The sequence below is a fragment of the Roseateles sp. NT4 genome, assembly GCF_051857475.1.
Lineage (GTDB): Bacteria > Pseudomonadota > Gammaproteobacteria > Burkholderiales > Burkholderiaceae_C > Pelomonas.
The window spans coordinates 171,270-190,670 of sequence record NZ_JBPZGZ010000002.1 but is presented as its reverse complement, the minus strand read 5'-3'; the positions used below and the strand labels follow the sequence as shown (position 1 = coordinate 190,670).

At 69.5% G+C, this 19,401-nt stretch carries 18 protein-coding genes; 7 read left to right on the top strand and 11 right to left on the bottom strand.

Going from position 1 to position 19,401, the window contains the following annotated elements; all coding sequences use genetic code 11:
* Window positions 1-163: 163 nt before the first annotated feature.
* From ACS5PN_RS10365 to ACS5PN_RS10350, 4 genes are read right to left on the bottom strand one after another with little or no spacing between them, the layout of a single operon-like run.
* Window positions 164-937, bottom strand: a complete 774-nt coding sequence (locus tag ACS5PN_RS10365) for an SDR family oxidoreductase (protein ID WP_439463878.1) — start codon at window positions 935-937, stop codon at window positions 164-166.
* On the bottom strand, window positions 934-1,593 hold the full coding sequence (gene lptC, locus ACS5PN_RS10360) for an LPS export ABC transporter periplasmic protein LptC (RefSeq protein WP_439463877.1): 660 nt from the start codon (window positions 1,591-1,593) through the stop codon (window positions 934-936). The genes ACS5PN_RS10365 and lptC overlap by 4 nt, the downstream gene beginning before the upstream one ends.
* Window positions 1,590-2,171: a KdsC family phosphatase gene (locus ACS5PN_RS10355; protein ID WP_439463876.1), complete on the bottom strand. Its 582-nt coding sequence runs from the start codon at window positions 2,169-2,171 to the stop codon at window positions 1,590-1,592. The genes lptC and ACS5PN_RS10355 overlap by 4 nt, the downstream gene beginning before the upstream one ends.
* The gene (locus ACS5PN_RS10350) at window positions 2,172-3,158 is read right to left on the bottom strand and encodes a KpsF/GutQ family sugar-phosphate isomerase (protein WP_439463875.1); all 987 of its coding nucleotides are present in this window, start codon (window positions 3,156-3,158) and stop codon (window positions 2,172-2,174) included.
* 150 nt (window positions 3,159-3,308) lie between these two features.
* Between ACS5PN_RS10350 and ACS5PN_RS10345 the strand changes: the two genes are divergently transcribed.
* From ACS5PN_RS10345 to ACS5PN_RS10320, 6 genes are all read left to right on the top strand, one after another.
* The gene (locus tag ACS5PN_RS10345) at window positions 3,309-3,986 is read left to right on the top strand and encodes a phosphatase PAP2 family protein (RefSeq protein WP_439463874.1); all 678 of its coding nucleotides are present in this window, start codon (window positions 3,309-3,311) and stop codon (window positions 3,984-3,986) included.
* Between the two features lie 96 nt (window positions 3,987-4,082).
* Window positions 4,083-5,873: an FAD-dependent oxidoreductase gene (locus ACS5PN_RS10340; protein WP_439463873.1), complete on the top strand. Its 1,791-nt coding sequence runs from the start codon at window positions 4,083-4,085 to the stop codon at window positions 5,871-5,873.
* Window positions 5,870-7,705, top strand: a complete 1,836-nt coding sequence (locus ACS5PN_RS10335) for a 2-oxoacid:acceptor oxidoreductase subunit alpha (RefSeq protein ID WP_439463872.1) — start codon at window positions 5,870-5,872, stop codon at window positions 7,703-7,705. The genes ACS5PN_RS10340 and ACS5PN_RS10335 overlap by 4 nt, the downstream gene beginning before the upstream one ends.
* A complete protein-coding gene (locus tag ACS5PN_RS10330) occupies window positions 7,702-8,754 on the top strand; it encodes a 2-oxoacid:ferredoxin oxidoreductase subunit beta (RefSeq protein ID WP_439463871.1) in 1,053 nt (350 codons plus the stop codon). The genes ACS5PN_RS10335 and ACS5PN_RS10330 overlap by 4 nt, the downstream gene beginning before the upstream one ends.
* Window positions 8,755-8,762: 8 nt before the next feature.
* Window positions 8,763-9,254: a hypothetical protein gene (locus ACS5PN_RS10325; RefSeq protein WP_439463870.1), complete on the top strand. Its 492-nt coding sequence runs from the start codon at window positions 8,763-8,765 to the stop codon at window positions 9,252-9,254.
* 92 nt (window positions 9,255-9,346) lie between these two features.
* Window positions 9,347-10,825, top strand: coding sequence for a sulfatase-like hydrolase/transferase (locus ACS5PN_RS10320; RefSeq protein WP_439463869.1), 1,479 nt, complete (start codon window positions 9,347-9,349; stop codon window positions 10,823-10,825).
* A 7-nt stretch (window positions 10,826-10,832) separates the two neighbouring features.
* Here ACS5PN_RS10320 and ACS5PN_RS10315 read toward each other — a convergent pair whose 3' ends face one another.
* The 3 genes from ACS5PN_RS10315 to ACS5PN_RS10305 are packed head-to-tail and all read right to left on the bottom strand — an operon-like array spanning window position 10,833 to window position 14,156.
* Window positions 10,833-12,038 (bottom strand): erythromycin esterase family protein, encoded by a 1,206-nt coding sequence (locus ACS5PN_RS10315; protein WP_439463868.1) that lies wholly within the window; start codon window positions 12,036-12,038, stop codon window positions 10,833-10,835.
* A gap of 54 nt (window positions 12,039-12,092) precedes the next feature.
* Complete coding sequence (locus ACS5PN_RS10310; protein ID WP_439463867.1) at window positions 12,093-13,661, bottom strand: flavin monoamine oxidase family protein; 1,569 nt, start codon at window positions 13,659-13,661, stop codon at window positions 12,093-12,095.
* A gap of 51 nt (window positions 13,662-13,712) precedes the next feature.
* Window positions 13,713-14,156, bottom strand: coding sequence for an Lrp/AsnC family transcriptional regulator (locus tag ACS5PN_RS10305; RefSeq protein ID WP_439463866.1), 444 nt, complete (start codon window positions 14,154-14,156; stop codon window positions 13,713-13,715).
* Between the two features lie 90 nt (window positions 14,157-14,246).
* Between ACS5PN_RS10305 and ACS5PN_RS10300 the strand changes: the two genes are divergently transcribed.
* Window positions 14,247-14,864: a LysE family translocator gene (locus tag ACS5PN_RS10300; protein WP_439463865.1), complete on the top strand. Its 618-nt coding sequence runs from the start codon at window positions 14,247-14,249 to the stop codon at window positions 14,862-14,864.
* Here ACS5PN_RS10300 and ACS5PN_RS10295 read toward each other — a convergent pair.
* From ACS5PN_RS10295 to ACS5PN_RS10280, 4 genes are all read right to left on the bottom strand, one after another.
* The gene (locus ACS5PN_RS10295) at window positions 14,843-15,193 is read right to left on the bottom strand and encodes a thioredoxin family protein (protein ID WP_439463864.1); all 351 of its coding nucleotides are present in this window, start codon (window positions 15,191-15,193) and stop codon (window positions 14,843-14,845) included. The genes ACS5PN_RS10300 and ACS5PN_RS10295 overlap by 22 nt on opposite strands.
* A 54-nt stretch (window positions 15,194-15,247) precedes the next feature.
* A complete protein-coding gene (locus tag ACS5PN_RS10290) occupies window positions 15,248-16,312 on the bottom strand; it encodes a pirin family protein (RefSeq protein WP_439463863.1) in 1,065 nt (354 codons plus the stop codon).
* Between the two features lie 66 nt (window positions 16,313-16,378).
* Window positions 16,379-18,784, bottom strand: coding sequence for an apolipoprotein N-acyltransferase (gene lnt / locus ACS5PN_RS10285; RefSeq protein WP_439463862.1), 2,406 nt, complete (start codon window positions 18,782-18,784; stop codon window positions 16,379-16,381).
* Entirely contained in the window at window positions 18,781-19,215 is a 435-nt protein-coding gene (locus tag ACS5PN_RS10280) for a hypothetical protein (RefSeq protein ID WP_439463861.1), read from the bottom strand. The genes lnt and ACS5PN_RS10280 overlap by 4 nt, the downstream gene beginning before the upstream one ends.
* Between the last annotated feature and the right edge of the window lie 186 nt (window positions 19,216-19,401).

Genomic DNA, 19,401 nt, shown 5'->3' with positions numbered 1-19,401 from the left:
CGGGCAGCAGGAATCAGGTGGGCGTGCGCGAAGCGCAGCCGGCGAGCGGCGCTGACACGGTGTCAGCGCGCGGGCACTAGCAGGGGTGAAGCACCTTGGCCATGATGTCCTCCTGGGCTGCGTCGGGCAGCTCTCGGTACGAAGGCGCGCAGTGTAGCTGCGGCTACTCGCTTGCGCGCTTCTTGCGCGGCCGGCTGCCCAACGCCCTGTCATAGAGCCAGTTGGGCAGCAGGCGCAGGACCTTGGCCAGCACGCCCATCTGCCACGGGATGACGCGGTAGCTGACCTCGGCACGGATGGTGCGCACGGCCTGGTCGGCGAAGTCCTCGACCTGCATCAGGAAGGGCATGCTGTAGCGGTTGCCGCGCGTCAGCGGCGTGTCGATATAGCCCGGCAATATCGTCACGACACGCACGCCGAAGGGCCGGCATTCGCCGCGCAGGCTCTCGCAGTAGGCGACGACGGCCGACTTGCTGGCGCAGTAGGCGCCATGCCCCGGCAGGCCGCGGATGGCGGCGACGCTGGCCACGCCGACCAGGGTGCCCGAGCGGCGCTCGTTCATCGCGGCGACAAAGGGATGGAAGGTGGCGGCCAGGCCGACGTTGTTGGTCTCGAAGGTGCGGCGCATGACCTCGAGGTCGTCGAACTGGGTCGTGTCCATGCCGATGCTGATGCCGGCGTTGGCGATGACGACGTCCGGCAGTCCCTGGGCCGCGATGCATTCACGGCCGATGCGGGCCATGGCGTCGAGGTCGGCCACGTCGGCACCGTAGACCTTGAAGCGCGTGGCGTCGAGCTTCTGCTCGGCGGCCCAGCGCTCGACCTCGGCGGTGCGGCGGGCCACCAACGCGAGGTGGGCGCCGTCGCGGTAGTAGCGCAGGGCCAGGGCCTGGCCGATGCCGCTGGAGGCGCCGGTGATGAAGACCAGTTCGGTCATTTGCCGCCTTTGGAGGTGATCTGGCCGTGCGCTTTGCCGGTGAAGTGGACCTGGCCGGTCAGATGCCGGTATTCGAAGTTCTGCGCGTTCAGCGTCGAGCCGCCCTGGCGGATGGTGACTGGCAGGTGGGAGCGCAGCACCTCGCTGTTGGACAGGGCCTGCAGGAATTCGCCGCGCATCTCCAGCTGGGCCGGCGCGTTCTCGCCGGCACCGGGCGGCAGGCGGCGCAGGTGCACGTCGCCGAGCAGCTGCATGTCGCTGCCGTCGCCATTGCTGAGGGCCCGCTTGGCTTCTGCGATGGCCAGGCTGCCATCAGGGGCGATGGCGCGCACGCGGGCCTGGTCGATCTCGACGGTGTCGGTGTCCGGATAGTGGCGCAGCTCGGCGCCGGCAATCTGCACATGCAGGCGGCCATCGGCACCGATGCGCTGGATCTCGAAGTTGGCCATGCGGTAGTCGGGCACATGGCGCGGCGCTGCGATCTCACCGGGCGCGTCGAGCAGCGGCGTGTTCTTGACCAGCCACCAGGTGCCGCTGGCCAGCAGCGCCATCAGCAGCAGGGGCAGGTAGTTGGACAGCAGGTTCTGCGCCCGCCACAGCCAGGGCCGGGGCTTCTGGCGGGCCGGAGCCGGCACCGGCAAGGTGACCGGCGTCACGAGGTCTTGCCTCCGTCCAGCGTGTCGTGGTGGGCGTTGAGCAGGCGCTCGTAATGGCCCGCGGCCATCAGCAGCACGTCGCAGTACTCGCGCGCCGCGCCGTAGCCGCCAGCGGCTTTCGTGACGTGGTGGGCGATGGCCAGCACCTCGGCGTGGGCGCCGGGCGGGGCGCAGGCGAAACCGGCGCGCAGCATCAGCGGCAGGTCGGGCCAGTCGTCGCCCATGACGGCGACCTCGTCCCAGCTCGCGCCCAACTGAGCCAGCAGGGGCTCGGCCACGGCCAGCTTGTCGCGCGCGCCGTAGACGGCGTGCTGCAGGTCCAGGTCGGCGACGCGGCGGCGCACGGCCAGGCTGTCGCGGCCGGTGACGATGACGGGCGTGATGCCGACCTGCTGCAACGACTTCAGGCCATGGCCGTCCAGGGTGTTGAAGGCCTTGAACTCTTCGCCGTGCTCGCCGATGTAGATGCGGCCGTCGGTCAGCACGCCATCGACGTCGAAGATGGCCAGCTTGATGGCCAGGCCGCGGCCTTGGGCCTTGACCAGGAGTTCGGGCGGGAAACGCAGGGCGGGTCGCATCTAGATGACTTTGGCGCGCATGAGGTCGTTGATGCTGATGGCGCCCAGCAGGCGCTGCTCGGCATCGACGACGAGGACGACGGTGATGCGCGCGGCTTCCATCAGGTCGGCGGCGTCGACGGCGAGAGCCTCGGCACCGACGGTGCGCGGCTTGGGGTGGGCGACCTCGGCGGCGGTCAGGGCGCGCAGGTCGCGGCCTTGCTCGACGAGGCGGCGCAGATCGCCGTCGGTGAAGATGCCCTGCACGCGGTCCTCCGCATCGACGATGACCGCCATGCCCAGGGCCTTGGCGCTCATCTCGCGCATCAGGTCGGTGAAGGGCGTCGTGGCGGCCACGCGGGGCAGGGCATCGCCGCTGCGCATCAGGTCGCGCACATGGGTCAGCAGCTTGCGGCCCAGGGCGCCGCCGGGGTGGGAGCGGGCGAAGTCCTCGGCCTTGAAGCCACGCGTGTCGAGCAGGGCGACGGCCAGGGCGTCGCCCAGGGCCATCTGGGCCGTCGTGCTCGCGGTGGGGGCCAGTTGCAGCGGGCAGGCCTCCTCGGCCACGGCGCTGTCCAGCACGATGTCGGCGTGAGCGGCCAGGCTGGACTGCAGGCGGCCGGTCATGGCGACGATGGGCACGCCCAGGCGCTTGAGCACGGGCAGGATGGCGTTGAGCTCGTCGCTCTCGCCGGAGTTGGACAGGGCCAGCACGACGTCGCTGGGAGTCACCATGCCCAGGTCGCCATGGGCGGCCTCGGCGGGATGGACGAAGAGGGCGGGGGTGCCGGTGGAGGCCAGGGTGGCGGCGATCTTGCGGCCGACGTGGCCGCTCTTGCCCATGCCCATGACGGCCACGCGGCCGCGGCAGCCCAGCATCAGCTGCACGGCGCCGGCAAACGCGTCGCCCAGGCGGGGGGCCAGCTCGGCGAGGGCGCGAGCCTCGACCTCGAGGGCTTGGCGGCCGATGCGCACGGCGCGCTCGGCGGCAAAGACGGGAGAACTCATGGGGCCAGTGTAGGCGGCACGTTGGCACCGTGACGTCCAGCCGCGCGGCCCTCAATCCGGGCTTGCACGGGTCAGCCACCAGCAAGCCAGTGCCCCGGCGCCCCAAGACAATGCCGGCACATGCAGACCAAGCTGTTAGAACATCAACCCATGCGAGTCTCCGCCCTGCCTACCGGCGTCGTGATGCTGGCCGTGGCCCTGTTGGCGCTGCTGGCCTGGGATCTGAGCCATCTCGACCTCTGGGCCATGCGCCAGGTGGGGGATGCCGGCGGCTTTGTCATGCGCGAGGCCTGGGTCACCCGGGTGTTGATCCACGAAGGCGGCCGCCTGGTGTCCTATGTCACCATGGGTTTCATCGTGCTGATCAATCTGGCCCCCCGGCTGCTGCCGGCGCTGAGCCGGCAGGAGAGGCGCTGGTGGCTGGTGACGACGCTGGTCTGCCTGGGCGTCATCTCCCTGATGAAACGCTTCAGCCTGACGAGCTGCCCCTGGGACCTGACCGAGTTCGGCGGCGCGGCCCAGTATGTGTCCCACTGGGTGCTGGGCGCGCGTGACGGTGGCGGCGGGCATTGCTTCCCCTCCGGCCACGCGAGCGCGGCCTTCTCCTATCTGGCCGGTGGCTGGGCCCTGGCCCGGGCCTACCCGCGTGCCGCGCGCGTCTGGCTGTTGACCTTTTTGCTGCTCGGTGTCGTCTACGGCGTCGGGCAGATGCTGCGTGGTGCCCACTATCCCAGCCACACGATGTGGACGGCCTGGATCTGCTGGGCCGTGACCTTGGTGGCGGCCCATGTGGGCCCCTGGCGGCTGCGCCGTCCGGTCATGGGCTGAAACAAGTCCCGCGGTCCGCAAAGGGTTTCCACAGAGCCGGTGTGCGGGCGGCAGTCCTAGACTCGCCGCACAAATCGCACCACGGAGGAGACACCCGTGCAGCGGACCGACATCTCGGACCCGGCCTATTTCCACAAGGTCGTCGATTGCCAATGGGCCTGTCCGGCACACACGCCGGTGCCCGAATACATCCGGCTCATCGCCCAGGGCCGGCATGACGAGGCCTATTGGGTCAACTGGGTCAGCAACGTCTTCCCCGGCGTGCTCGGGCGCACCTGCGACCGGCCCTGCGAGCCAGCTTGCCGGCGCGGTCGTGTGGAGGAAAAACAGGCCGCCAAGCCCGAGCCGGTCGCCATCTGCCGGCTCAAGCGCGTCGCGGCCGACAACAAGACCGACGAGTTCCGCGCCATGCTGCCCAAGGCCGCAGCGAAGAACGGCAAGCGCGTGGCCTGCGTGGGCGCGGGGCCGGCCTCACTCGCCGTTGCACGTGACCTGGCCCTGGAGGGCTATGCCGTCACCGTCTTCGACGGCGAAGCCAAGCCTGGCGGCTTCATCCGCACCCAGATCCCGCGCTTTCGCCTGCCGGAGCGCGTCATCGACGAGGAGTGCGGCTACATCCTCGGCCTGGGCGTGGAGTGGCGGGCTGGCCAGCGCATAGCGTCGATGAAGGCGCTGCTGGCCGAAGGCTGGGACGCCGTCTTCGTCGGCTGCGGTGCGCCGCGTGGCCGCGACCTGCAGCTGCCGGGCCGCGAGGAGGCGCGGGCTCAGGTCCATATCGGCATCGACTGGCTGTCCAGCGTCAGCTTCGGCCATGTGACGGCCGTGCAGCCGCGTGTCATCGTGCTCGGCGGCGGCAACACGGCCATGGACTGCTGCCGTTCGGCACGGCGCCTGGGCGCCAGCAGCGTGACCGTCGCCGTGCGCAGCGGCTATGCGCAGATGAAGGCCTCGCCCTGGGAGAAGGAGGACGCCGAGCACGAGGGCATCCCCATCCTCGACTTCCATGTGCCGCTGGCCTTCGAACACGTGGACGGCAAGCTCACCGGCATGCGCTTCAAGAAGGCCCAGACCGGCGAGGAAGTTGTCATCCCCTGCGACGAGGTGCTGATAGCCGTCGGCCAGGAGAATGCTTTCCCGTGGATCGAGCGCGAAGGGCCGGACAACTGCGGCATCGCCTTCGACGAGCACGGCCTGCCGGTGCTGGATGCCAAGAGCTTCCAGTCCTCGCTGCCGCACGTGTTCTTCGGCGGCGACGCGGCTTTCGGCCCGAAGAACATCATCACCGCGGTGGCCCACGGCCACGAAGCCGCCGTCAGCATCGACCGCCTGCTGCATGGCGAACCCGTCACGCAGCGCCCGCCGCCGCACGTCAACCTCGTGTCCCAGAAGATGGGCATCCACGAATGGAGCTACGACAACGCCATCACGCTGGACCTGCGCAGCAAGGTGCCCTGGGCCGCGGCCGAGAAGGCCCTGGCCAGCATCAAGGTCGAGGTGGAACTGGGCTTCGACGCGGCCACGGCCTTCAAGGAGGCCCAGCGCTGCCTGAACTGCGACGTGCAGACGGTGTTCGCGCCCAAGCTCTGCATCGAATGCGATGCCTGCGTGGACATCTGCCCGATGGACTGCATCACCTTCACGGCCGATGGCCCCGAGCTGCGCGAGCGCCTCAACGCGCCGGCGCTGAACCTGGACCAGGCCATCTATGTCGAAGACGGCCTCAAGACCGGCCGCGTGATGGCCAAGGATGAGGACGTCTGCCTGCACTGCGGCCTGTGCGCCGAGCGCTGTCCGACGGGGGCCTGGGACATGCAGAAGTTCTTCCTCGTCACCGCCAAGGCCGGCGCTTCCTGCCGCGACCATGCGACGCGCAAGGAGGCGGCATGAGCAGGATAGAAGCCGTCAACGACTTTGTCGTCAAGTTCGCCAACGTCAACGGCTCGGGCTCGGCCTCGGCCAACGAGCTGTTCGCGCGCGCCATCCTGCGCATGGGCGTGCCGGTCAGCCCGCGCAACATCTTCCCCAGCAATATCCAGGGCCTGCCGACCTGGTACGAGGTGCGCGTCTGCGAGGCCGGCTGGCTGGGCCGGCGCGGCGGCGTCGACCTGATGGTGGCCATGAACCCGCAGACCTGGGCGCAAGACCTGGCCGAGATCCAGCCCGGCGGCTACCTCTTCTACGACTCGACGAAACCCATGCCGCCGAGCGCCTTCCGCCCGGACATCCACGTCATCGGCATGCCGGCCACGGCCATCTGCAACGCCACCTACGACGTGCCGCGCGAGCGCACGCTGTTCAAGAACATCCTTGTGCTGGGCGCCTTGAGCGAGCTGATGGGCATTGAGGCCGCCGTCATCGAGAAGCTCTTTGCCGAGCAGTACAAGGGCAAGGAGAGGCTGCTGGACTCCAACGTCCGCGCCCTGCATGCCGGCCGCGAGTTCGCGCGTGACCATCTGTCGGTGCAGCCCTTCGGCCTCAAGGTGCAGCGCGCCGATGCGGTGGGCGACAAGATCTTCATGGAAGGCAATGCGGCGACGGCCCTGGGCTGCGTTTACGGCGGTGCCACCGTCTGCGCCTGGTATCCGATCACGCCGTCGTCGTCGGTGGCCGAGGCCTTCGAGAAGTACGCGGTCAAGTTCCGCACCGACCCCGCGACCGGCGAGAAGCGCTACGCCATCGTGCAGGCCGAGGACGAGATCGCCTCCATCGGCATCATCACAGGCGCGGGCTGGAATGGCGCGCGCGCCTTCACGGCCACCTCGGGCCCCGGCGTGTCGCTGATGACCGAGTTCCTCGGCCTCGCCTACTTTGCGGAGATCCCCTTCGTTGTCATTGACGTGCAGCGCGGCGGCCCCAGCACCGGCATGCCCACGCGCACCCAGCAGGCCGATCTGCTGTCCAGCGCCTACGCCTCGCATGGCGACACCCAGCATGTGCTGCTGCTGCCCGAGGACCCGCGCGAATGCTTCGAGTTCGCGGCCGATGCACTCGACCTGGCCGAGCGCCTGCAGACGCCGGTCTTCCTGATGAGCGACTTGGACATCGGCATGAATCAGCGCCTGTGTGCGCCGCTGGCATGGGACGACGAGCGCCGCTACGACCGCGGCAAGGTCATGACGGCCGAGCAGCTCGAAGCCGGCACGCCCTTCGCCCGCTACAAGGACGTCGATGGTGACGGCATTCCCTGGCGCACCCTGCCGGGCACGCATGCGAGCAAGGGCGCCTACTTCACGCGCGGCACCACGCGCAACGAGGCCGCCATCTACTCGGAGCGGGGTGAGGACTACATCCGCAACGTCGAGAGACTGCGCGCCAAGTTCGCCACCGCCGCGCTGCTGGCGCCCCAACCCCTGGTGCGCGCCGCAGCGCAGAAGACGCGGCTGGGCGTCCTCTACTTCGGTTCGACGGCGCCGGCCATGGACGAGGCGCTGGCGGCGCTGACCGAGGCCGGCATCCACATCGACGCGATGCGGCTGCGGGCCTATCCCTTCGCGCCCAGCGTGGCCGAGTTCATCGCGGCGCACGACGCCGTCTTCGTCGTCGAACAGAACCGCGACGCCCAGATGCGCCGCATGCTGGTCAACGAGTTGGAGGTGGCGCCCAGCCAGCTCATCAAGGTGCTGCACTACGACGGCACGCCCATCACGGCCCGCTTCATCACCGACGCGATCACGCGCCATGTCCACGCGCTCGCCACGGCGCCCAGGAGCGCCGCATGACCTATCTCGCCAAGCCCAAGCTGCATCACCCCAGCCTGACGAAGAACGCGGTCGGCTACACGCGCCGCGACTACGAAGGCAAGGTCTCGACGCTGTGCGCCGGCTGCGGCCACGACTCCATCTCCGGTGCCATCGTGCAGGCCTGCTGGCAGCTCGACATCGCGCCGCATCGCGTCGCCAAGCTCAGCGGCATCGGCTGCTCCAGCAAGACGCCCGACTATTTCCTCGGCGCCAGCCACGGCTTCAACACCGTGCATGGCCGCATGCCCAGCGTGCTGACCGGCGCCTACCTGGCCAACCGCGAGCTGCTCTACCTCGGCGTCTCGGGCGACGGCGACTCGGCCTCCATCGGCCTGGGTCAGTTCGCTCATGCGATGCGCCGCGGCGTGCGCATGGTCTATATCGTCGAGAACAACGGCGTCTACGGCCTGACCAAGGGCCAGTTCAGCGCCACGGCCGACAAGGGCTCGGTGGCCAAGAAGGGCGCCACCAACAACGACACGGCGCTCGATCTGGTCGGCCTGGCCCTGCAGCTGGGCGCCACCTATGTGGGCCGCAGCTTCTCGGGCGACAAGGCCCAGCTGGTGCCGCTGATCGAAGGCGCCATCCGCCATGGCGGCGCGGCCTTCATCGACGTCATCAGCCCCTGCGTAGCCTTCAACAACCATGCCGGCTCGACGCGCAGCTACGACCATGTCCGTGCGCACAACGAGGCCTTGAATCGCATCGACTTCATCGACCTGGCCGACGAGCAGGTCGTCGAGCACTCACCCGACGTCATCGACGTACCGCAGGCCGACGGCACGTTGCTGCGCCTGCGCAAGGTCGCACCCGACTACGACCCCACCGACCGCCTCGGCGCCATGAACGCCATGCAGCTGCGCGCCGCGGCCGGGGAGATTGCCACCGGCCTGCTCTATGTCGACCCGGCGGCCAAGGACTGGCATGCAGCCCAGCGCACGACGACCGAGGCGCTGAACACCCTGGGTGAAAAAGCACTCTGCCCCGGCGCGACGGCGCTCGCAAAAATCAATGCGGGCCTGAGATGATCCGGGCCATGCGCTCGTTCCAACTCACCTTGCTCACCGCCACCCTCCTCCTGACCGCCTGCGCCAGCTCCAGCCAGGATAAGGTCGCGACGGCCGCGACCACGCCGCTGTCTGACCTCAACGTCGTCCGTGCCGATATTCCCGAGGTGTTGAAGGCCGCGGCGGCCGCGCCTTATGCGATGCCGGCCGACGCCAGCTGCGGCGGCCTGGCCGCCAGCATCCGTGCACTGGATGAAGTCCTGGGCCCCGACCTGGATGCGCCCCATACCAGCGGCAACCCCGGCCTGCTGGACCGCGGCGAGGACGCCGCCACCGGCGCCCTGCAGCGCACGGCCGAAGGCGTCATCCCTTTCCGCGGCTGGGTGCGCAAGCTCAGCGGCGCCGAGCGCTATGCGCGCCAGGTCAGCGCAGCCATCACGGCCGGCGGCGTGAGGCGCGGCTATCTGCGCGGCCTCGCGACGGCCAAGACCTGCACGGCCGCGCCGCCGAAGGCGACCTGAGCGCGGCGCGAACACAGTCCTTTGCTGAGCGAGAACACTCAGCAATCTTGTGACTATGTGGCGGCAAAGGGGCGTCGGCAGACTCGCCGGCGATGCCTGCTGCCCGCCTTCTCCACCGTATTTCTCCCCGCACCGCTGTGCTGGCGGCCCTGGTCCTGCTGCTGTGGACGGTCGTCGGCGCGACCTGGTTCCTGCGCACCTATCTGGGGCTGGTCACACCCGACCAGGTGCTCTATCACCTGCAGAACGGCGGCCTGGACTATGCCGACCCGCGCATGCTGTGGCGGGCCTGCCGCTGTCTGCTGGCCGTGCTGGCCCTCACGACCCTCAGCCTGCTGCTGCTGAGCCGCATGAAGCGCTGGCATGGCCGGCTGCTGCTGGCCCTGCTGGGCACGGGCGCCGTCGTGTCCGTCAACGCGACCGTGTCCGACCCCTGCCAGCCCGAGCCCGATGGCGGCGACTACCTGGCCCGCCACTATGTCGACCCCCGCCAGGTCCGTCTACAAGCGCCCGCCGAGAAGCCCGATGTGCTGGTCGTCTTTGTCGAGTCCCTGGACGAGGGCTACACCCACCCACGCGAGCCCCACGCGGCCCTGCTGCCCAAGCTCACGCGCATGCAGGACGATTTCCAGACCCTCGGAGAGCTGCGCAACCTCAGTGGCGCGAGCTGGACCGTGGGCGGCATGTTCAGTGCGCTGTGCGGCCTGCCGCTGCAGCCCGTGGGCCTGATGAGCCACAACTCGCTGGAGTACAGCCGGCGTTTCTTCGAGAACGGCGTGTGCCTGACCGATCTGCTGGCGCAGCAGGGCTGGGACATCAGCTTCTATGGCGGCGCCTCGCTGAAGTTCGCCGGCAAGGGCCGCTTCCTGGAGGACCACCATGTCGCCCACCGCTTCGGCGCCGAGCAGTGGCAGCAGCGCGGCGTCAAGATACCGGCCGCCGGCTGGGGCCTGCTGGACAGCGATCTCGTCGAGCTGGCCTGGGCCGACATGCAGCGCCCGCGCAAGGCCGAGGAGGCGCGCGTGAGCCTGCTGCTGACCGTCGACACCCATGGCCCCTCGGGCGCGCATGACCGCGGCTGCATTGCCGATGCCGTGACCGACGAGGATGACGACGACTCTGCCGATGTGATGCGCGAAGCCCTGCGCTGCACCGACCGCGTCGTGGCCCAGCTGGTGGAGCGCTTTGTCGGCAACCGCGACGGCCGGCCCAAGGTCGTGTGGATCATGGGCGACCACCTCAACCCCGAGCCCATGCTGAACGGCGAGCTGCAGCCCGAGCCGCATGGCCGCACCGTCTTCCACGCCCTGGCCCGCTACGACGCCCAGGGCCGCGCGCTGGCCGCCGACGATCTGCAGCGCGAGTTCACGCATGTGGACATCCTGCCCACGCTGGCCGAGGCCATCGGCCTGCGCTGGTCATCTCATCCGCACCGCCTGGGCCTGGGTACATCGCTGCTGGCGGGGCCAGCCCATGCCACGCTGGCCGAGCGCGACGGCATGGCCGTCGTCAACGGGCGGCTGTCCTGCCGCTCGCCGCTGTTCCAGCGGCTGTGGATGAAAGCGGTGTGAGCGCGGTTCAGCGCTCCATCTTCACCGCGTCCATGTCGCGGATGTAGAAGACGCCGTCCCATTGCGCGCCCAGGCCGAGGCCGGTGCCCAGCGGGATGCCGTAGCCGAATTCCATGCCGCGGGCCGGCAGACCGATCTTGAGCCTGCGCGGCGCGTTGAGGAAGGCAAAGCCGGCCGGGTCGCTGGCCAAGGCCGCCTCGAGGCTGCGCGGATAGGCCGGCGGGATGAGCTGTGTCTCACCCGAGGCGAATTCCATGAAGCGGCCCTGCAGGGCCGTGGTGTTCAGCACGTAGTAGTCGCGACCCAGCTTCTGGCCGAGGATGTCGCCGGCGTAGCGATGGCTGTCGTCGAACTTGACGCCGCGTGCCACATGGATGGTGTGGGCCCAGATGACGGCCTTGCGGCCCGGGTAGAGGCGCTGCAGCTGCCACAGCACGTTGTTGGCCATCTCGTGGTCGCGCAGATAGTCGCCGTGCCAGAAGTTGGCCGCCTGGGCCTGCAGGCCGGCCAGGCTGCGGCACAGCAGCTCGTCGCCGCCGGCCTTGCACAGCGTGGCCTTCAGCCGCGTGGCCACGGCGTTGAAGCTCTTCTCTTCGGCGACCGACGGCGGCGTGCGGTCCATGCCCATCAGCTGGTCGGCCAGACGTTCGAACACCGGCCAGTCGGCGACCTCGCCCGGCAGCGCCGCGCGCAACCGCTTCGGCAATTCGCCGCGGCTGGAGGCCCCGCTGAGCTGGCTGTCGATGCCCGACAGCAGCATGGGTTTGGGTCCGGCCTGGGCCTCGTCCAGATAGCGCAGCAGCGTGCGGCCGGCGTCGCTCTTGGCGTACATGTAGAAGACGTTGGCGGGCGCCAGCGCGTCCAGCTTCTCGCCGCGCTGCATGGCCTGCTGCAGCAGGGCCACGTCGAAGACGCCGCTCTCCAGCAGCAGCACGTCGAAGCCCCTCTTCTCATGCAGATAGCGCACGAGACGCGTCTTCAGCTCGAACTCCTGGCGGCCGCCGTGGGTCTGCTCGCCCAGGGCCACGACGCGGGCCTTGCCGACGGCATCGCCAAAGGCCTGCAGCTGCGCATCCGTCAGCTCGGCGGCGGTGGTCGCCGCCATCGGCTTCATCTGGGCGCGCACCCAGTCCATCGACCCCTCTTCGGCCGCCGCCCGAACGCCCGTCACCACCACCGTCAGCGCCGCCAGCGCCAGCCATTTCCTGCTCATTGCCACTCCTTTTGTGGCGGGCAGGATAGCCATTCACAACTGGTATCTAGACTCTCAGGACAGGCCCAGGCTGGGCTCTTGGGAAGCCTCATCCACAGGCTTGGCTGGTATGGTCGCCAGCGCCAGCTCGGCGCTGTTCAGGGCGCCTTCAATGAAGCCCTGGTAGTCGGAATAGGCCTCGCCGACGATGTGCAGATTGCGCGCGCCGCTGCCGAAGTCGAAGGCCTTGAAGGCGTCCATGACCTTCCACGAGCGCACCCCCGGCTGCCAGCCGTGGTTGGCCGCGCCATAGGGCGCTCGCGCCCAGTCGCGTATGCCGTAGGTGATGATGGAGTTGCGGATGTACTGGCTGGTCTCGGCCAGGCTGAGGTCGCCAAAGATGCGCTTGGCGTTGTCGGTCAGCTTCAGCGCCGACTCGGCATTCGCGTCCGCAGCGCGCTTCACGTCGCGGGCCACGAAGAGGGCGAAGGCGTCGACGATGCGGGCGTTCTGGTCCACCTCGGCGCGGTCGTGGCGGTCACCGTCGATGACGTAGTGGCGCCAGAACTCGGTGGACGGGCGGTCCATGTAGAGCAGCACCATGCCGTGGCCGTCGGCGTCGGCTTCGGGGGCGCGGCGGAAGTAGTGGATCTCGCGCGTCGGCATGCAGTTGGCGTACTGCTGCGGCGCCTGGCCATAGCTCCACCACGGCGTGTTGCAGACGAAGAAGACCTTCAGCATCGGGAAGCCGTTGACGCTGTCCAGCTGCGAGGCGATGTGCTCGGGCAGGTGGCGGGTCAGCTTCAGCAGCGGCAGGCGCGGCAGGGCCAGGATGAGGCGCTCGGCGCGCAGCGTCAGCGGCCCGTTCTGCGTGGCCACGTCCAGGGCCAGCGTCGGCTTGCCCAGCTCCACGGGCTGCACGCCCCTCAGCTTGTGGCCGCCGGCCAGCGTCACATTGGCATGGCCGCGCAGGCGGGCCAGCAGGCCCTCGGTCAATCTGGCCGAGCCGCCCTCGATGCTGGCGAGCTGCTGGCCCACGGTCTTGAGCGCGCGCAGCCACCAGATGATCCACTCGGCCGCGTTCAGGTTCTCCGGGATCATGTGATAGAAGGTCCCGGTGTCGCGCAGCTTCACGAGAGCCCGGTGGCTGAGGATGCCCTGGGCCGACAGCGCGTTCCAGAAGCCCATGTCCCACAGCGGCTGCCCGTGCAGCTGGGCGTGCTTGCGCAGCCGCATGTAGTCGGCCTCGGTCAGCGCGTCGATCCAGGCCTGGTCGTCGGGCGAACGGCCCATGATGAGCATGATGCCGCGCTTGAGCATCTGCAGCGAATTCAGGCCGCGCTCGGCTTCGGGCAGGTCGAGGTCGTCGTTTGCGGCCTGGTCGGAGGAGGGGCCGGAAAAATCCAGCAGGCCCACGCCCAGCTCCGCGCACAGGGCCGCGAAGCGCGGCTGCAGCGTCGGCTCGAAGCGCATCGGCCCGTACTCGGCGATGAAGCCGTCCATGTCCTCGGTCTCGATGCGCCCGCCCCAACGGTCGGCCGCGGCTTCCAGCACCAGGATGCGGTGGCCGGCGTCGGCCAGGCGCAGCGCGCAATACAGGCCCGACACGCCGCCCCCGGCGATGACGATGTCATAGGTCGTCATGGATGCTCCACTTGTATGTACAACTGGAGCGAAGCATATCGGAGCTGCCGCCTAGAACCTCTGCACGCCGCGCCGCTGGATCTGCGACGACATGACGATGGAGGTGCGCGTCTCGCCGTATTGGTTGATGCTGGAGAGGAAGTCCTCCAGGTCGGGCATGTCCTTGGCGACGACGGTGAACAGGCAGGAGTCGGCGCCCGTCACATGCAGGCACTCCAGCACCTGGGGCTTGGCCCGCAGCACCTCGATGAACTTCTGCTTGTAGGGGTGCTGGGTGGTGATGGCCACCACGGCTTTGATGACATAGCCTAGGGCCTCGGGCGCGACGTCGGCGTGATAGCCGCGGATGAGGCCGGCGGCCTCCATCTTCTTGATGCGCTCGGCGGTGGCGGGCAGCGACAGGCCGGCCACTTCGGCCAGCGTCTTCAGCGAGGCACGGGCGTCTTGCTGCAGGGCGGAGAGCAGGCGCCAGGATTTCTCATCGACCGTCGACATGGGAATTCACCTTAATCTTTCAGGCTGATCTAAAAGTTTGCCTGAAATGAGGCATTCAATCTCGTGATCCGACTGCATAGACTTTCGGGCATGGATACCGCGACCCTCTCCCTCTTCCTGAAGTCGACCTTGATCGGCCTGTCGATCGCCGCGCCCGTCGGGCCCATCGGCCTGCTGTGCATCCAGCGCACCCTGGACCACGGCACCCGCGTGGGCCTGGCGACCGGCCTGGGCGCGGCGGTGGCGGATGCGCTGTACGGCGCCATCGGTGCCTTCGGCGTGACGGCGGTGATCACCTTGCTGACCGGCGCGCACACGCTGCTGGCCGTAGGCGGCGCGCTGTTCCTGCTGTGGCTGGCCTGGAAGGCCTGGCATGACGCTCAGGCCAGGCAGGCGGCCGCGGTGCAGGGCGGCGTCAAGGGCTGGCATGCCTTCGGCGGGACCTTTCTGCTGACGATGTCCAACCCCGCCACCATCCTGTCCTTCATCGCGGTGTTCTCGTCGCTGGCCACCGGCATGGGCGCGGTGTCGCCGGGCTGGATGATTGCCGGCGTCTTCGTCGGGTCGGCGGCCTGGTGGCTGGTGCTGGTGGGCATGGTCGGCCGACTGCGCGAGCGGCTGCAGATGGTGCATCTGCGCTGGATACGCCGCGGCTCGGCCCTGCTGCTGGCCGGCTTCGCGGCCTATCAGCTGGCGTCGCTGGCCTGAGGTCCGGCCAGCAGCCGGTCCAGCGCATCGGCGATGTCGCGCGCGCCACGCGGCCGCACGACGCGGGCGACCTCGCGGCCGTCCTGCAGCATCACGAGGGTGGGCCACAGCTTGATGGCGAAGGAGCGCCCGAGCGGACGGCCGCGGCCGTCCTCGATCCGCAGATGGCGTGCGGGTGGCTGGGCCGAAATCGCGTCCTCGATGGCGGGCTGGGCCGCCTGGCAGATGCCGCACCAGTTGGCGCCGAACTCGAGCACGGTGCTGCCCGGCATGGCGTCGACTTCGGCACGGGCCGGCTCGTCGCTGGAATAGGGAGAAAGAAGGCTCATCGAAATCTCCTGGGGCCGTTTGCCGGTCCACGGCAAACCCGGTGCCCGGCGCGCTCAGGCCTCCTGCGAAGGGTGTTTTTCCGTGCGCCCATCGGCGTGCCGGGCGAAGCGGCCGCCCTCGTCGCCATGCACCGGCGCCGGGTCGCTCCAGGGCCAGCCGCCGAACTGGGTGCGGCGGTAGTCCTCGAAAGCCTGCCGCAATTCCTGCTCGGTGTTCATGACGAAGGGGCCGTACTGGGCCACGGGCTCGCCGATCGGGCGGCCCTGCAGCATCAGCAGTTCCGCCACTTCGTTGCCGTTGACCAGCGTGACGGCGCTGCCGGCCTTCACCTCGATGGCCGAACCCGCATCCACGGCCAGGCCGTCGATGCGGATCTGGCCGCCGGCGAAGAAATAGAGTTTGCGGCGCGTGCCGTCGCCCGCAGCCGCCGGCAGCACCCATTGCGCGCCCGGCTCCAGGCGCAGCGTCCACATCGCGAGGTCGGATTGCTGTCGCGCACCCCAGGAGTCCGGCGGCGGCGCCAGCGGCTGCGTCGACTTCCCGTCCACCGTCAAGGCGCCGGCAATGCAGACGACTTCGGTGGCACGGCCGCTCTCGTCGGTGAAGCGGTGCCGCGGGATGTCCTGGGCCCAGAACATCGTGAAGTGGGGCTCGACCATCTTGCTGGCTGCCGGCAGGTTGAGCCAGATCTGGAACAGCTCCAGCGGGTTGGGGCGATCGGTATGCAGCAGCGGGAACATCTCGGCGTGCACGATGCCCTTGCCCGCCGTCAGCCACTGCACGTCGCCACCGCCGAAGCGTGCGCCAGCGCCCAACGAGTCGGAGTGGTCGATGCGTCCCTGGCGCACGATGGTCACCGTCTCGAAGCCGCGGTGCGGGTGGGCCGGGAAGCCCGGCACCTGCTGGCCGTGATACATGCTCCAGCCGCCCTGGCCCGAGAAGTCCGAGCCGATCTGGCGTCCTCTCAGCAGCGCGGCATCTGGCCCGTAGCGGCCATTGCCCTGCGGATAGGCGTCGTCGTGGTGGACGCAGAACAGGAAGGGGTCCAGCGTCTCCCAGGGCATGCCCAGGGGCGCGATGGAGACGATGGCGGGCGGGCGGGAGGTGTTGGCGGTCATGGTGGGGTCTTGAAGGCTCCCACCCTAGCGCGAGTTGGGTGCCCTTGCCGACGAAGTATCTTTGCTTCAGCTGGCAACGGCGCGCAGCAGCAGCCAGACCGGCAGGCCCAGATACAGCGCCAGCAGGCCCAGCCTTTCCAGCCCGGCACGCGCCGCCAGCGTGTGTCGCGGGCGCAGCCAGACGGCCGCAAGCGAGCCCATCTCGATCACCGCCCGCAAAGCCGCGGCGCACAGCACCACGCCGGCTGTCCATGCCGCCCACCACAGCGCGAAGGCGCCCAGATAGGCGCCCAGGCCATAGGTGTAGAACTCGCCGAAGGCGCTGCCGTAAGCAATCTTCTGGTGCAGCTGGAAGGCAGGCAGGGCGAGCAGCAGGGGCAGCAGCAGGAATTTGAAGGCCGGGCGCGCCAGCCGTCCCGTCGTGATTCCGGCGCGGCTGCGTGCATAGCTCCACCAGGCATTCGCCCGCGGTGGCTCGCTCGCAGGGCGACCCAGGGCATTCGCCAGCGCCCAGGGGTCGCGCAGGGCAAGCCCGTAAGGCCAGCGGCTGCCGGAGTGCAGGCGCAGCGCGGCGCCCGGGCCGGGCAGCGGCAACTGCCAGGGCTCGATGGCGGCAATCTCGCCCAGCGCGATCTCCAGCTGGTGGGTGCCACGTGTCAGCACCAGCCTGCCGTCGACCAGCGCGGCAACTGCCGTGCACAGACGCAGCACGGCCCAGGCCGCCGCCTCGGGAATGAGACACAGCGCCATGAACAGCCGCAGCAGTGCCAGCGTGTGCGTCTGCAGCGTACCGTCGCCCCACAACACGGCCGCTCCCATGACGAGGGCGCCGCCGCGGGAGATCAGGCGCAGCAGGCCGGTGACGACGCGTGCTGCAGGGGGCAGCACGGCGAGCCGGGCGGGAAGCGCAGGGGGCGCTTCTGTCGGCACCACGCCGGGCCAGCGGCGCAACAGCGACAGCACCACCAGGCCCGCCAGGAAAGCCGCCGCGGCGCGCCCAACCCAGTCACCCCAGGCGACCATCAGCGTCGGCGCCGGGTCACGCGCCGGCAGGTCGCCGATGACGAGGGTGCGCTCACCCATGCGCGTGGCGGCGATGACCTTGCCGCGGGCATCGATGACGGCACTGAAGCCGTTGGTCGTCACGCGGAACTGCGGCAGCCGGGTCTCGATGCTGCGGAAGGCGGCGACCGCCTGGTGCAGGGCGGCGCCTTGCGCGTCGTCGGTGAACCACGAGTCGTTGGACATCGTCAGGATGACCTGCGCACCCAGCCGCGCGCCGGCGATGGCGAGGCCCGCATCGGTATCGTCCAGGCAGATCAGCGGCAGCACCGGCACCTCGCGGCCGTCGGCAAGGCGCAGTGGAAAGACCCGCGCGCCCGTGCCCGCGCGCCAGTTGCCGGCCCCGGGCAGCCAGTCACGCATGGTGGCGGTGTCCAGCCAGCCGGGCAGGTATTCCGTGAAAGGGAAGAGGCGCGTCTTGCGGTACAGGCCCGCCAGGCCGCTGCGCGGCTGCACGAAGGCGGCGGCGTTGTACTCGCCCTCGTCATCGCGGTCGTAGGTGCCGAAGACAAAGGGCACGCCGGCCGCATCGATGATGGCCTGGATCTCTGCATCCAGTTCGGCGCCGGCCTCACTCTTGGGCCGGCCGAAGCTGGTGGGGTAGACGGTCTCCGACCACAGCACCGCGTCCACGTGCTGGCGTTCGACAGCGTCGTAGCTCATGGCGAAGTGGGTGTCCAGCACCTCGCGCACGACGGCGCCGGCACCCCTGTCGCGGCGCAGACCCTCGTAGTTGGTGATGTTGGACTGCACCAGGCCCATGCGCAGTGGCGGGGCCTGTGTGGAGGGTTCGGCTTGCAGCGCCGTGAAGCCGTAGCTGGCCAGCAGCAGCGGTCCGACGGCGGCCAGTGCCAGTGGCGCGATCAACGCGTGTCCGCGGCGCGCCAGTGCGACCGTGAAGGCCTCGTTGGCCAGCAGCAGCACGACGGTCAGCCCGGCGGCCCCGCCCAGCTCAGCGGCCTGGCGCAGCAGCGGCGCGGGATAGAGGCCATGGCCCAGGGTGTCGCCCAGCATGTGGGGCCAGGCCCATTCGGTGGCGACCCAGCTCGCGGCGCCCGCGAAGGCCGCCAGCACTGGGCCGAGATGGCGGTGCGCCAGATGGCGCACGACGGCGAAGACCAGGATCTGTGGCTGGAACAGCGGGGCGGCGATCAACAGCAGCGCCAGGCCCGCGCCTGCGCCGATCTGGGTGTAGGCGCCGAAGGCGGTGCCGAACCAGTAGAAGACTGCACCCGTGTAGGCGACCGACAAGGCCCAGGCGCTGAGCAGCGTCGGGGCCAGGCGGGTCTCGTGGTCGAGCTGGCGCAGCCAGGGCACGAGGGCGACAAAGCCCAGCACCCAGGCCGGGCCGCCGCGGGCGTAGAGACCGCACAGCAGCGCGGCCAGGGCAATGCCGGCGAGGCGGCTCAACGCGGGCCGTCCACCGGCGCGGGCACGACGATGCGACGGATCGGCAGCCCGGTGGGCGCAAGTTCGGGTGTCACCACGCGGTCGGCCGGCACGGCGACGTTGCGGCCGAGGATGACCAGGGTCTGGACATCCGGCGAGAACATCAGGATGGGTTCGATGCGCTGGCCGTCGTCGGTGGCCTGAAAGTGGCGCACATAGCCGGACGGCAGCTCGAAACCGTCGGGCACGGCCAGGCCCACGATGGGCGGGCGCGTGCCGGGCGGGTTGAAGGCGCCCAGGCCGGTTTGCACGCCGGCCGCATGCAGGCGCTGGATCACTTCAGCCATGGTGGGGCGTTCACCTTCGTTGACGTAGTCCGCCAGGTCGGGCGTCTGGTCGCCATTGGGGTCGCGCAGGCGCGGGATGCGGGCGACGGGTGCGGTCGCAGTCATGACCACGGCGACAGCCTGAGACGGCGCGCTGGCCGGGGCTGCGGTTGAGACAGCCGCCGGTGTTGGTTGAGCTGGCACTGCCGCGGTCTGCAAGGATGTGGGTGCGTCGGCCGCCGGCCACCACCAGGCGAACCCGCCGGCCACCGCGGCGAGCACGACCACCAGCACCCAGATCGGTGGGCCCCA

Coding starts and splice junctions, on each gene's coding strand:
- ACS5PN_RS10365 (WP_439463878.1), bottom strand. CDS start 937: ATGACCGAACTGGTCTTCATCACCGGCGCCTCCAGCGGCATCGGCCAG.
- ACS5PN_RS10355 (WP_439463876.1), bottom strand. CDS start 2,171: ATGCGACCCGCCCTGCGTTTCCCGCCCGAACTCCTGGTCAAGGCCCAA.
- ACS5PN_RS10350 (WP_439463875.1), bottom strand. CDS start 3,158: ATGAGTTCTCCCGTCTTTGCCGCCGAGCGCGCCGTGCGCATCGGCCGC.
- ACS5PN_RS10345 (WP_439463874.1), top strand. CDS start 3,309: ATGCGAGTCTCCGCCCTGCCTACCGGCGTCGTGATGCTGGCCGTGGCC.
- ACS5PN_RS10335 (WP_439463872.1), top strand. CDS start 5,870: ATGAGCAGGATAGAAGCCGTCAACGACTTTGTCGTCAAGTTCGCCAAC.
- ACS5PN_RS10330 (WP_439463871.1), top strand. CDS start 7,702: ATGACCTATCTCGCCAAGCCCAAGCTGCATCACCCCAGCCTGACGAAG.
- ACS5PN_RS10325 (WP_439463870.1), top strand. CDS start 8,763: ATGCGCTCGTTCCAACTCACCTTGCTCACCGCCACCCTCCTCCTGACC.
- ACS5PN_RS10320 (WP_439463869.1), top strand. CDS start 9,347: ATGCCTGCTGCCCGCCTTCTCCACCGTATTTCTCCCCGCACCGCTGTG.
- ACS5PN_RS10315 (WP_439463868.1), bottom strand. CDS start 12,038: ATGAGCAGGAAATGGCTGGCGCTGGCGGCGCTGACGGTGGTGGTGACG.
- ACS5PN_RS10310 (WP_439463867.1), bottom strand. CDS start 13,661: ATGACGACCTATGACATCGTCATCGCCGGGGGCGGCGTGTCGGGCCTG.
- ACS5PN_RS10305 (WP_439463866.1), bottom strand. CDS start 14,156: ATGTCGACGGTCGATGAGAAATCCTGGCGCCTGCTCTCCGCCCTGCAG.
- ACS5PN_RS10300 (WP_439463865.1), top strand. CDS start 14,247: ATGGATACCGCGACCCTCTCCCTCTTCCTGAAGTCGACCTTGATCGGC.
- ACS5PN_RS10295 (WP_439463864.1), bottom strand. CDS start 15,193: ATGAGCCTTCTTTCTCCCTATTCCAGCGACGAGCCGGCCCGTGCCGAA.
- ACS5PN_RS10290 (WP_439463863.1), bottom strand. CDS start 16,312: ATGACCGCCAACACCTCCCGCCCGCCCGCCATCGTCTCCATCGCGCCC.
- ACS5PN_RS10280 (WP_439463861.1), bottom strand. CDS start 19,215: ATGACTGCGACCGCACCCGTCGCCCGCATCCCGCGCCTGCGCGACCCC.